The organism is Rhodococcus sp. C1, from assembly GCF_020809065.1.
Lineage (GTDB): Bacteria > Actinomycetota > Actinomycetes > Mycobacteriales > Mycobacteriaceae > Rhodococcus_F > Rhodococcus_F qingshengii.
Genome location: NZ_CP078080.1, coordinates 5,298,356 through 5,311,196 on the forward strand (window position 1 = coordinate 5,298,356; position 12,841 = coordinate 5,311,196).

10 protein-coding genes are annotated in these 12,841 nt (G+C 63.7%); all 10 read left to right on the forward strand.

Going from position 1 to position 12,841, the window contains the following annotated elements:
- Positions 1 to 216 precede the first annotated feature (216 nt).
- The 10 genes from KTR60_RS24360 (at position 217) to hutI (ending at position 12,836) form a co-directional block, all read left to right on the forward strand.
- Positions 217 to 1,386, forward strand: coding sequence for an acyl-CoA dehydrogenase family protein (locus tag KTR60_RS24360; protein ID WP_228401335.1), 1,170 nt, complete (start codon positions 217 to 219; stop codon positions 1,384 to 1,386).
- Positions 1,387 to 1,397: 11 nt separating this feature from the next.
- Positions 1,398 to 2,540, forward strand: a complete 1,143-nt coding sequence (locus KTR60_RS24365) for a CaiB/BaiF CoA transferase family protein (protein ID WP_003940060.1) — start codon at positions 1,398 to 1,400, stop codon at positions 2,538 to 2,540.
- A gap of 37 nt (positions 2,541 to 2,577) precedes the next feature.
- Positions 2,578 to 3,240, forward strand: a complete 663-nt coding sequence (locus KTR60_RS24370; protein ID WP_228401336.1) for an IclR family transcriptional regulator — start codon at positions 2,578 to 2,580, stop codon at positions 3,238 to 3,240.
- Positions 3,241 to 3,331: 91 nt separating this feature from the next.
- Positions 3,332 to 4,123 carry an IclR family transcriptional regulator gene (locus KTR60_RS24375; RefSeq protein ID WP_007732728.1) on the forward strand — a complete coding sequence of 264 codons (792 nt, stop codon included), beginning with the start codon at positions 3,332 to 3,334 and terminating at the stop codon, positions 4,121 to 4,123.
- A gap of 109 nt (positions 4,124 to 4,232) precedes the next feature.
- Complete coding sequence (gene hutH, locus KTR60_RS24380; RefSeq protein WP_007732730.1) at positions 4,233 to 5,801, forward strand: histidine ammonia-lyase; 1,569 nt, start codon at positions 4,233 to 4,235, stop codon at positions 5,799 to 5,801.
- On the forward strand, positions 5,798 to 6,871 hold the full coding sequence (locus KTR60_RS24385) for a histidinol-phosphate transaminase (RefSeq protein WP_042448451.1): 1,074 nt from the start codon (positions 5,798 to 5,800) through the stop codon (positions 6,869 to 6,871). The genes hutH and KTR60_RS24385 overlap by 4 nt, the downstream gene beginning before the upstream one ends.
- Positions 6,872 to 6,887: 16 nt before the next feature.
- Entirely contained in the window at positions 6,888 to 8,252 is a 1,365-nt protein-coding gene (locus tag KTR60_RS24390) for an FAD-binding oxidoreductase (RefSeq protein WP_042448454.1), read from the forward strand.
- A 203-nt stretch (positions 8,253 to 8,455) separates the two neighbouring features.
- On the forward strand, positions 8,456 to 9,892 hold the full coding sequence (locus KTR60_RS24395; RefSeq protein WP_228401337.1) for a purine-cytosine permease family protein: 1,437 nt from the start codon (positions 8,456 to 8,458) through the stop codon (positions 9,890 to 9,892).
- Positions 9,893 to 9,934: 42 nt separating this feature from the next.
- Positions 9,935 to 11,608 carry a urocanate hydratase gene (gene hutU, locus KTR60_RS24400; protein ID WP_007732742.1) on the forward strand — a complete coding sequence of 558 codons (1,674 nt, stop codon included), beginning with the start codon at positions 9,935 to 9,937 and terminating at the stop codon, positions 11,606 to 11,608.
- A gap of 37 nt (positions 11,609 to 11,645) precedes the next feature.
- Positions 11,646 to 12,836 carry an imidazolonepropionase gene (hutI, locus tag KTR60_RS24405; protein ID WP_228401338.1) on the forward strand — a complete coding sequence of 397 codons (1,191 nt, stop codon included), beginning with the start codon at positions 11,646 to 11,648 and terminating at the stop codon, positions 12,834 to 12,836.
- Positions 12,837 to 12,841: the final 5 nt, after the last annotated feature.

Below are 12,841 nucleotides of genomic sequence, written 5' to 3' on the forward strand. Positions count from 1 at the left end.
AAGCCACGCTGCTTCCGACTTGTAGTGGGTTCGATCCGCAATCATCTTGTCTATACAGGCTTAGACAAGTTGATCATTGCAGAACGTGAGCCGCGACACAACAACTTCACCCCTGGACAAATTCGCCACCCTCGGCCATAGTCAGTCCATGCCAACTAGTGGCAATTAGATTTCATTAGATGAAATTCGTAACTATTCCGCCTCGAAGGAGCCCCCGTGACTACCCAGACCGCGCCCGACACCGACAGCGTCGATCTCGCAGAGTTCCGCAGCACTGTCCGAGCCTTCGCCAACGCCGAGATCCACCCAGGAGCAGCCGCACGCGACGAGTCCAAGGAGTTCCCGGCGCAGCTGGTCAAGCGCCTCGGGCAGCAGGACCTCATGGGCATTTCCGTGCCCGAGGAATTCGGCGGGCTGGGTCTGTCGACACGAACCCAACTGGTCGCCATCGAAGAAGTTGCACGCACCGACGCCGCGCTGGCATCGATCTACACCGCCCACTACCTGGGCCTCGAGCCGATTCTCGTCGGCGGCTCCGAAGAGCAGAAGCATCGCTGGTTGCCCCAGCTCGCGTCGGGCGAACTACTGGCCGGCTTTGCACTCACAGAACCCGATGCCGGCTCCGACATCGCCTCGATGCGTACCGTCGCCCGACGCGAGGACGACGGCTGGCATCTCTCCGGATCGAAGACGTACATCTCCAACGCCAAGGAAGCCGACCTGGTCATGCTCTTCGCCAAGACGGACCCGAGCGCAGGATTCCGAGGCATCACCGCCTTCGTCGTCCCCAAGGGAACTCCGGGAATCAGCTACTCGGAGCCGCAGGACAAGATGGGAATTCGTTCGGCCCCGACGTACACCGTCTACCTCGACGACGTCGTTCTGCCGCTCGACTCCGTGATCGGCACCGAAGGTCGCGGCGGCAACATTGCCTTGACCGCCCTGAACCGAGCACGCATCGACGTAGCGGCAATGGCAAACGGCATCGCTCTGCGCGCTTGGGAACTGGGACGCGAGTACGCAACGGAGCGAAAGCAGTTCGGCACGCCGATCTTCGACTTCCAGGCAATCCAGCTACTCCTCGGTGGCTGCGACGCGCAACTTGTCGCATCACGCGTCACCGCAGACTGGGCCGCCGACGTCAAGGACGCCGGTCAGGACATCCGCCGCGCCGCATCGATTTCGAAGTACGTCGCCACCGAAGCCTGCTTCTCGATCGTCGATCAAACCGTACAGATCCACGGTGGCGCAGGTTTCATGCGCGAATCGGAAATCGAACGCCTGTACCGCGATTGCCGCATTCTCCGCATCTTCGAGGGCACCTCGCAGATCCAGTTGCTCACCATTGCCGGCAATGCTCCGTCGCCGCGTTCCACCGAGTTCTGAAAGGCGCGGACATGACTGCACTTCCCCCACTCGACGGCATCCGGGTCATCGACCTCTCGCGCGTCCTTGCCGGACCCTACTGCACCGCACTGCTTTCCGACGCCGGTGCGGACGTCGTCAAGATCGAATCCGAACACGGTGAAGACTCTCGGCACCTCGGCCCGTTCCGCGACGGCGAGAGCATCTACTTCAACGTGCTCAATCGTGGCAAGCGTTCGGTGGCACTCAACCTCAAGAACGACGAGGACCGTGAGGCGCTGCTGACGCTCATCGAGACCGCCGACGTCGTCGTCGAAAACTTTCGCCCCGGCGTCACCAAGCGCCTGGGAATCGACTACGAGGCTGCGCGGGCTCGCAATCCGCGCATCGTGTACGCGTCCATCTCCGGTTTCGGACAGGACGGGCCCATGTCCGGAGCCGCCGCCTACGACCTTGTAGTCCAGGCTCTTTCGGGAATCATGAGCATCACCGGTTCGGAGGAATCCGGGCCGACACGGTTGGGTGAGTCGTTCGGAGACCTGGTCGCCGGGCTGTTCGCCGCCTGGGGAATCAGTACCGCCCTGCTGAGTGCACGGGCGAGCGGACTCGGGCAGCACCTTGACGTCGCGATGTTCGACAGCATGCTCGCCATGCTGCCGACAGCACACAGCCAACTGCAATCCACCGGGCTCACTCCCCCACGCGTCGGCAACCGTCATCCGGTGTCAACACCGTTCGACACCTACAAGGCCGACGACGGACTCTTCGTCCTCGCAGTTGCGAGCCAGTCGGGTTTCGAGAAGCTGGCGCAGACGATGAATCGCGTCGACCTGATCGCAGATCCCCGATTTGCCGACGACACCGCCCGGACCGAGAACGAACCGGCACTGCGCAAGGAGATCGAAAACTGGGCTGCCGGAAAGACCGTCGCCGACGTGGTCGGTATTCTCGGCGACGCGGGCCTCGCCGGCTCGGAAATCTGGGACGTCCAGCAGGCACTCACCTCCGCGCAGGCCGAGTATCGCGGAGTCGTCGAATCGTTCGAGCACCCGGTAGCAGGAAAAATCTCCTACGTACGACAACCCGTCGTGTTCGGTGATAGCCGACGCCCCGATGTCCGCCGCAGTCCCCTGCTGGACGAGCACCACGGTGAGGTACTGCCGGGCTCGCGATAGATTCAGCGCAGACATCCCTCGGCACTTGGAGTAGGACATGGCCCCCGGCGACGTGACCCGCAGCGCGAATCGCACGTTCGAACTTCTCGGTGCGATCGTCGAGCACGGCGGGTTGACGCTCGGCGACGCCGCCAAGGCAACCGATCTGGCAACCAGTACCGCGCTTCGCCTGATCAGAAGCCTCGAACAAACCGAGTTCGTCGTCCGCGGCGAGGACAACGTCTATCGCGTCGGCCCGCGGCTACTACAGATCGGGGCTCGCGCACTCGGTGACAATCAACTGTTGCCGAGAGCGCGGCCCGCGATGAAGGCCATCGCCGAAACCACGAGAGAGTCGACCTACCTGTCGACGAAGGGACCGAAAGACACTGCGCTGTATCTCGATCAGATCGAGGGCACGCACGCGATCCGCCACATGGGGTGGGTGGGCCAGAGCGTTCCCCTGGACGGCACCGCCGTCGGCGCAGCGTTGAGCGGCAAGGTAGGCGAGAGCGGGTACGCCATTGCGCACGACACCATCGAGGATCACTCGACCGGAGTTGCCGCGCCGATCTACAACGCGGTCGGTCAGATAGCCGGAGCGCTCAGCGTCGTGGGCCCGACCTTCCGTCTGACGGACGAGGTCTGCGCCAGCCACGGCCGCGTCTTGGTGGAGCACTGCGCCCGGTTGTCCGCGGAACTCGGCAACCAGACTCACTGACCACCCCGAGCACTTGGCGATTCAGTCTCGTATCCGAGACAATGTGGGTCCCCGCTCCCACCTCAGCCCTACCCGTAAGGACACACCCCATATGACGACGAGCCGCGTGAAATCTGCTGAGCGCGTGCTCGACGTGCTCGATCTCCTGGCCCGCCGGGGTGTGCCGCTGGCGACGGCAGAAATCTCCAGCGCCCTCGAGCTGCCGAAGAGTACGACGCATCACCTCCTCAATGTCATGCGGGATCGACGGTTCGTCTCGTACTGGGCTGATCAACGCGCCTGGACCCTGGGTGTCTCGGCGTTCGAAGTCGGTGCGTCGTACATGCGGTCCGGCCCACTTCACCGTGAGGGCCAACGATTCATGCTGGCACTCACTCAGTCGACCGACGAGACCTCCCATCTGGCGGTACTTCAGGGTTCTGACGTCATCTACCTCGACAAACGTGAACCTCTGAAGCCCGGCGTTCGGTTGGTGACCGAGATCGGGACCCGCCTTCCGGCGCATCTCACCGCAGTCGGGCGGGCGATTCTGAGCCGTCTGGATGCGGAACAGATCAGCGCGCTCTACGAGGGGTACACCTGGCCGACGCGGACCGGAACGGGTCCGTCGACGCTCGCCGAACTGCGAGAACTGCTCGCCGCAGCACGTGAGAGCGGATATGCGGTCGAAGAGAATGCGACGACATCCGGGATCAACTGCATCGCCAGCCCCGTGATCACACGGGACGGTCGTCCGGTCGCAGCTCTCGGCGTCACCTTCCTCTCCGGCTCCAAATCGGCCGAGGAGAGTGCCCTGATCGCCGACCGAGTGCGCGCCGTCAGCGCCGAGTTCTCCGCCGATCTCGGAGATCGAATGGTGGAGACCCCGACCGCAGACATGTAGCAAAATTCTCCGTTCCGTACTCTGCGGGCCTTGTTTTCGTCTCATATTCAAGACTAGAGTCTCGTATACAAGACTTGTTGGATCACCACCGCATCATCATTGGAGTCCCATGAACGCCACCCCTGCCACCCAGACAGCCACCCGAACCATCGAGGTCGGAATCGGCGCTGTCACCATCGCCGACGTCGTCGACGTCGCGCGCAACGGATACGGCGTTGCATTGACCGCGGAATCACTGGCCGCGATCGCCGAAAGTCGTGCACGCATCGAAGCGCTGGCCGCAGACCCCACACCGGTCTACGGAGTTTCCACCGGATTCGGCGCACTTGCCACCCGGCACATTCCGGCGCATCTGCGGACACAGTTGCAGCGCAGCCTGATCCGCTCACATGCGGCAGGTTCGGGACCGGAAGTCGAACGCGAAGTGATCCGGGCCTTGATGCTTCTGCGTCTTTCGACGCTCGCCACCGGGCGAACCGGAGTGCGCCCTGTAGTCGCACAGGCGTACGCCGACCTACTCACCGCAGGCATCACCCCGGTGGTGCACGAATACGGCAGCCTCGGATGCTCGGGAGATCTGGCACCACTGGCGCATGTGGCGATGGCAATCATCGGTGAAGGTTCCGTCCGCACCGCCGACGGTGAACTCACCGATGCGGCAACGGCATTGGCTGCCCATGGTCTCGAACCGGTGGTTCTGGCCGAGAAGGAAGGCCTCGCACTGATCAACGGTACCGACGGGATGCTCGGTCAACTGGCCCTTGCGATCACCGATCTCGATCATCTGCTCAAGTTGGCCGACATCGCTGCCGCCATGAGCGTCGAGGGCTTGCTCGGCACCGATCAGGTGTTCGCCGCGGACCTCCAAGCGCTTCGCCCCCACCCCGGCCAGGGCGCGGCCGCATCGAACATGGTGCGTCTGCTTGCCGATTCCCCGATCGTCGCCAGCCATGCGGGCCCTGACTGCACCAGGGTTCAAGACGCGTACTCACTGCGGTGCGCACCGCAGGTCGCCGGCGGCGCACGCGACACCGTCGATCACGCCCGCCTCGTCGCCGGGCGCGAATTGGCCAGTGCTGTCGACAATCCCGTTGTCACCCTCGACGGACGGGTTCGATCCAACGGTAACTTCCACGGAGCTCCCGTGGCCTACGTCTTGGACTTCCTCGCCATCGTGACCGCGGATGTCGCGGGTATCAGCGAACGCCGAACCGACCGCTTCCTCGACGTAGCACGCAATCACGGTCTGACCCCCTTCCTCGCCGACGACCCCGGTGTCGACAGCGGACTGATGATCGCGCAGTACACACAAGCTGCCATCGTGTCCGAACTCAAGCGACTCGCGAGCCCGGCCAGTGTCGATTCGATTCCCTCCTCGGCCATGCAGGAAGATCACGTCTCCATGGGATGGTCGGGTGCACGCAAGCTCCGCCGGTCCATCGACGGTCTCACCCGAGTTCTCGCGATCGAGATACTGACTGCAGCAAGAGGAATCGATTTGCGCTCCCCACTCGAGCCCTCCCCCGCCACCGGAGCCGTCCTTCGGACCCTGCGCGAGAAGGTGCAGGGGCCGGGTACCGATCGCTTCCTGTCCCCCGAGATCGAGGCCGCGGTGGACTTGGCGGCATCGGGTGCACTTGTTGCGGCTGCGGAGAACGCGATCGGCGCCCTGGCATGAGCGCGCCCGGTGCGCTGAGGCCTCGCCCCCGACCCGAAATCGAAGCGCTTCCTCGATACTCCAAAGCCGCCGGCCTCGAGCAGGTTCGGTGGCGGGCGTCGAGCAACGAGTCGACGGTTGCACCCTCGGCGGCCATTCTCGAGGCCGTCAATCTCGCGGCCTCACACTCGCACTTGTATCCGTCGCTGTTCGGCGACACACTGATAGCCCGGTTGAGCGACCGTCTGGGCGTGGGCGACGACCAGGTACTGGTCGGCGCCGGGTCGTTGGCACTGCTCCAGCAGGTATTGACTGCATACACGGGCCCTGGCACCGAAGTCGTCTACCCGTGGCGCAGCTACGAGGCGTACCCGATACTGATCGGAATCGCCGGGGCGAGCGGTGTACCCGTCGCACTCGATTCCGAACATCGGCATGATCTGAGTGCAATGGCGGCAGCCGTGACGCCGCAGACCCGCGCAGTACTCGTCTGCAACCCCAACAATCCGACCGGAAGCGAGTTCTCGACCGCGGAGTTCGTCTCGTTCGCCCGCTCGATCCCGAGCGACGTCCTCATCCTTCTGGACGAGGCTTACCGGGAGTTCGCGACCAGCGACGTCGACGGCGTCGACCTGCTTCGAACCTTTCCCAACATCGTCGTCTTCCGAACCTTCTCCAAGGCTTACGGATTGGCCGGACTTCGGGCCGGCTATGCCGTCACCAACTCGGCGATCGCAGCCGATCTTCGCAGCGCTGCACCGCCCTTCGGCCTCAGCGCCGTTGCCGAGGCCGCGGCCTGCGCGGCCCTGACCGATCCGGCGCACACCGATTCGATAGTCGAAACGGTGACTGCGGGTCGCGCTCACCTACGTGAGCAATTGACTCTGCGCGGCGTCGAGACGGTCCCGAGCGGCGCCAACTTCGTGTGGATCCCTCTCGGCAAGAGAGCTTCTGCGCTCGAAGCGGCCTGCGTCGCGCGAGGTGTCTCGGTCCGGATGTTCCCCGGCGAGGGAGTGCGGGTCACCGTCGGCGAGCGGGCAGCAGAAGACGCCGTGATCGCCGCTGTGGACGCACTCGCACACAACCTTTGACCGACTGGAGATAAGAATGTCCGTCCACGAACTCGCTCGGTCGATCGGTTCGAGTCGCCTGATCACCGACCCGTCGGTAATGGACTCGTACCGCCGTGACGAGGCCCATCTCGCCGAACCCGGCCATCCGGCGGCCGTCATGCTCGCCGAAACTGCGGCCGACATTTCCGAGGCGCTGAAATGGGCTACTGCTCACCGTGTCCCGGTGGTAACCCGCGGTGCGGGAACCGGTTTGGCGGGCGGCGGGGCAGCCGTCGAGGGCTGCCTGGTCATCTCGACCACTCGCATGCGCTCGATTCTCGAGGTCAATCCGGACGATCAGCTCGCTGTCGTGGAAGCCGGGGTGATCAACGCCGACATCAGTCGAGCAGCAGACGAGTACGGGCTGATGTACGCCCCTGATCCGAGCAGTTTCGAGATCTCCACGATCGGCGGAAACATCGCCACCAACGCCGGTGGACTGCGTTGCGTGAAGTACGGCGTCACCCGCGATTCAGTCCTGGGTCTCGAGGTTGTGCTCGCCGACGGTCGGATCGTGCGGACAGGCCGAAGGACCGTCAAAGGTGTTGCGGGATACGACTTGACCAGTCTTCTCGTCGGTTCGGAGGGAACACTCGGAGTCGTCACGAGTGCCACGCTGAAGTTGCAGCCCAAGCCCAAGAGAGCACCGGTCACCGTCGTCGGCAGTTTCGATTCTCTCCGCTCCGCAGCGGACGCAGTTGCCGCGGTCGTTCGCGACGGGATCGGACCGAGCCTGCTGGAGCTGATCGATCGAGCAACGCTGCGCGCAGTCGACGACTGGAAACGAATCGGGTTGGAAGACAACACCGCCGCGATGCTGATCGCACAGGCCGACGGGGTCGATGCCGACGCAGCAGCCGCGGCGATGCAGAAACACTTCGAGAGGGCGGGCGCAGATTTTGTCGCCGTCTCGCAGGACGCGGCAGAAGCCGCACAGCTACTCGAGATTCGCCGACTCGCCTATCCGGCTTCCGAACGACTCGGGCAATGTCTCGTGGAAGACGTCGGGGTCCCGCGGTCGAAACTGCCCGACATGCTCGAGAGTATCGACCGAGCCGCCGCCGAGCACATGGTCAAGATCATGACCGTCGCGCATGCTGGTGACGGCAACGTCCATCCGACCTTCGTCTTCGACCGCACTGCCGACGGCTCGGTGCCCGAAGCCGTGTGGACCGCCGCGGACGAGGTCTTCCGGCGTGCTCTCGAACTCGGAGGAACTCTGACCGGAGAGCACGGCGTCGGCGTTCTGAAGCGTCGCTGGCTCTCTCTCGAGCTCGGCGAGGACAGCATGCAACTGCACCGATCGATCAAGGCTGCCTTCGACCCGCTCGGAATCCTCAACCCGGGTAAGGGTTTCTGATTTCTCGCGTGGTGTTACACAGCATTTACGCGAAAACGGGTCCCGGGTATTGACGCCTGTATATACAGGCATATACATTTATCCGCAGTGACAGTGACCCAGCGCACAAAGCACAAGGCGCAAAGCACCAAGCACGAAGAAGGTGGGCAATACCCCGACGTCGATTCCGTCGCTCGACGGGCTCGCAGCAGAAAGACAGGCCTATGACTCACGATGGACCGGCCGAGGTCATCCTCACTCCGGAACGACGCACTATCGACGTCGTCCCGGATGCAGAACGACACGGCACCCCGCGCAGCCAGTTCACTCTCTGGTTCGGCGCCAACATGCAGATCACTGCAATCGTCGACGGCGCTCTCGCCGTCGTATTCGGCGCGGACGCCATCTGGGCGATCGTCGGACTTCTGATCGGCAACATCTTCGGTGGCGCTGTCATGGCGCTTCACTCCGCACAGGGCCCGCGTATGGGTCTCCCCCAGATGATCTCGAGTCGCGCCCAGTTCGGCGTCAAGGGAGCAGTCGTACCGCTTGTTCTCGTCATCCTGATGTACCTCGGCTTCGCTGCCACCGGCACCGTGTTGGCCGGACAGGCCGTCAACAAGATCCTGCACATCGACAGCCCCACCGTCGGCATCGTCGTCTTCGGTCTCCTCACCGCATTCGTCGCGGTCACCGGCTACAAGCTGATCCACATCGTCGGCAGGATCGCCACCGTCGTGGGCATCGTCGGATTCTCCTACCTGGCCGTTCGACTGTTCCTCGAGTACGACGTCGCCTCGTACGTCGGCATCAAGGGCTTCGACATAGTCACCTTCCTGCTCGCGATCTCGCTGGGTGCCGGTTGGCAGCTCACCTTCGGCCCGTACGTCGCCGACTACTCGCGTTACCTGCCGCGCAGCACTTCCGAGAGCACCACGTTCTGGTCGACGTTCCTCGGTAGTGTCATCGGATCGCAGTGGTCCATGACCTTCGGCGCTCTCGTCGCGGCCTGCGCCGGCGACACGTTCCTGGGTAACCAGGTCGGCTTCATGGGAGATCTGGCCGGACCCGCTGCCATCGCCTTCCTGATCTACTTCGTCATCCTGGTCGGCAAGTTGACGGTGAACGTGCTCAACGCCTACGGCGGATTCATGTCGATCCTGACCACCGTCACCGCCTTCAACGGACAGTCGCGAATCTCGAGCACCGCGCGCACCCTCTACATCCTCGGTTTCACTGCGGTCTCGGTCTTGATCGCCATCGCCGCCAGCGCCGACTTCCTGGACAACTTCAAGAACTTCGTCCTGGTGTTGCTGATGGTGTTCACGCCGTGGAGTGCGATCAATCTGATCGACTACTACCTGATCTCCAAGGAACGCATCGACATTCCGGCGCTGTACGACGTCAACGGTCGATACGGAGCATGGAACTTCACCGCATTGGCTTGCTACGCCGCCGGCGTTCTCGCCCAGATCCCGTTCCTCGCCCAGAAGATGTACACCGGCCCCGTCACGGACATGCTCGGCGGCGCCGACATCTCCTGGATCGTCGGCATCGTGTTCACCGGGCTGATCTATTACCCGCTCGCCAAACGCACCAGCAATCCACCTTCGTCGATGATCTACCCCGATCACACCGCGATGACCGACTCTCGCGTCTGATCCCCCAACGTCTTTCGAACTTCAGCAAGCTAGGAGAACACAATGGAAATCAGCACCCCCGGCCACGAGCCGCGCCCCGTCCGCGCTCCCCGCGGCCCCGAGCTCACGACGCTCGGTTGGCAGCAGGAGGGTGCCCTGCGCATGCTCATGAACAACCTCGACCCCGATGTTGCCGAGCACCCGGACAGCCTCGTCGTCTACGGCGGAACCGGTCGCGCAGCGCGTAGTTGGGCTGCCTTCGACGCCATGGTCGCCACGCTGAAGACGCTGAAGAACGACGAGACCATGCTGGTGCAGTCCGGCAAGCCGGTCGGTGTCTTCCGCACCAACGAGTGGGCACCGCGAGTGCTGATCGCCAACTCCAACCTGGTCGGTGACTGGGCGAACTGGGAAGAGTTCCGCCGTCTCGAAGACCTCGGCCTGACCATGTACGGCCAGATGACCGCAGGCTCCTGGATTTACATCGGCACCCAGGGAATCCTGCAGGGTACGTACGAGACCTTCGGCGCCATCGCGAAGAAGCGCTACAACGGCTCACTCGCCGGAACGATCACCCTCACTGCGGGTCTCGGCGGCATGGGCGGCGCTCAGCCTCTCGCCGTCACTATGAACGACGGCGTCGCGATCTGCGTCGACTGCGACATCACCCGCATCGACCGTCGTATCGCCCACAAGTACCTCGACACCAAGGCAGACAGCATCGAGCACGCGCTCGAACTGGCGACCGCGGCACGCGATGCCAAGAAGCCGCTCTCCATCGGCCTCGAAGGCAATGCGGCAGAGATCTTCCCGGCGCTGCTGGAGATGAAGGCCCCCATCGACATCGTGACCGACCAGACCTCGGCGCACGATCCCCTCGCCTACCTGCCGATCGGCATCGACTTCGGCGACATGAAGACCATGTCGGAGAAGGATCCGCAGAAGTTCACCGAAGATTCCCGCAACGCGATGGCCGCACACGTCAAGGCCATGGTCGGATTCATGGACGCCGGCGCCGAGGTATTCGACTACGGCAACTCCATCCGCGACGAGGCCCGCAAGGCCGGCTACGACCGTGCATTCGACTTCCCCGGATTCGTTCCCGCCTACATCCGTCCGCTCTTCGAAGAAGGCCTCGGCCCCTTCCGCTGGGCAGCGCTCTCGGGTGATCCCAAGGACATCGAGGCCACCGACAAGGCCATCCTCGAGCTCTTCCCCGAGAACGAGCACCTGCGCCGCTGGATCACCATGGCCGGCGAAAAGGTTGCCTTCGAAGGCCTTCCGGCTCGCATCTGCTGGCTCGGATACGGTGAGCGCCACCTCGCCGGCCTCAAGTTCAACGAGATGGTGGCCTCGGGCGAGCTCTCCGCACCGATCGCCATCGGCCGCGATCACCTCGACTCCGGATCGGTCGCCTCGCCGTACCGCGAAACCGAATCGATGATCGACGGGTCCGACGCGATCGCCGACTGGCCGCTGCTCAACGCCCTGGTCAACACCGCGTCCGGCGCTTCGTGGGTTTCACTCCACCAAGGCGGCGGCGTCGGGATGGGGCGCTCCATCCACGCGGGACAGGTGTGCATCGCCGACGGCACCGAACTCGCAGCCAAGAAGCTCGAAGCAGTTCTCACCAACGATCCCGGGATGGGTGTCATCCGGCATGCGGATGCAGGATACGACCACGCCATCGACACGGCAGCCACCCGCGGCGTCCGAATCCCGATGACCGAGAACTGAAACAGCCCCACCACCTCACCCTGAGTTAGGAATTACATTGACCACGAATGGTTCTCGAACCACAGTTCTGACCAACATCGGAACCCTCGTCACCAATGACCCGACTCTGGGTGAGGGCAAGCTCGGCGTACGACACGACGCGGCAATCGTTTTCGACGAGGGCGTTGTTGCTTGGGTCGGTGATTCCGCCGACGCCCCGGCTGCCGATATCGGTCAGGATATCGGCGGTCGGGCCCTGCTCCCCGGATTCGTGGAGAGTCACTCGCACCTGGTGTTCGGTGGCGAGCGGGCCGAGGAATTCGCAGCTCGCATGGCGGGCGAGAAGTACGCGGCGGGCGGTATTCGCAACACCATCGAAGCGACGCGCTCGGCCACCGACGAACAATTGCAGGCCAATGTTCGACGCCTACTCGACGAATCCCTGCGCTCGGGCAGCACAACCGTCGAATGCAAGACCGGATACGGGCAGAACACCGAGAGCGAACTACGCAGCGCACTGATCGCCGGACAGTTCACCGACGAGGTCACACTGCTGGCCGCCCACGTTCCACCACCCGAATATGCCGGCCGCGCCGATGACTACGTCGCCATGGCGTGCGACGAGATGATCCCTGCCTGTGCGCCACACGCGAAGTGGATCGACGTCTTCTGCGAACGAGGGGCGTTCAACCGCGAACAGGCACATGCAGTCCTGAGCGCAGGCGTCGCCGCTGGACTGATCCCCCGCGTCCACGGCAATCAACTCGGCGAAGGGCCAGGAGTTCAGCTCGCCGTCGAGATGGGAGCCGCGTCCGTCGATCACGTCACCTACGTCACCGCCGAGGACATCGACGCCCTGGCTCAGAGTTCCACCGTCGCAACACTGTTGCCAGGTGCCGACTTCTCCACCCGCAACAAGTACCCCGACGCCCGCGCACTGCTGGACGCCGGCGTCACAGTAGCTCTCGGCGCCGACTGCAATCCCGGCACCTGCTACACCACCAGCCTCCCGTTCTGCATAGCAATTGCGGTGCGAGACATGCACATGACACCCGCCGAGGCAGTCTGGGCAGCCACTGCAGGAGGCGCCCGGGCGCTGCAGCGCACCGACGTCGGAACCCTTTCTCTCGGAATACGTGCCGACGCCATCGCGCTCGATGCACCGTCGTACCTCCACCTCGCCTACCGCCCGGGCGTCCCTCTGGTGCGCGAGGTCTGGAAAAACGGCGCACTCGCCACAAGCTACTGAAATAC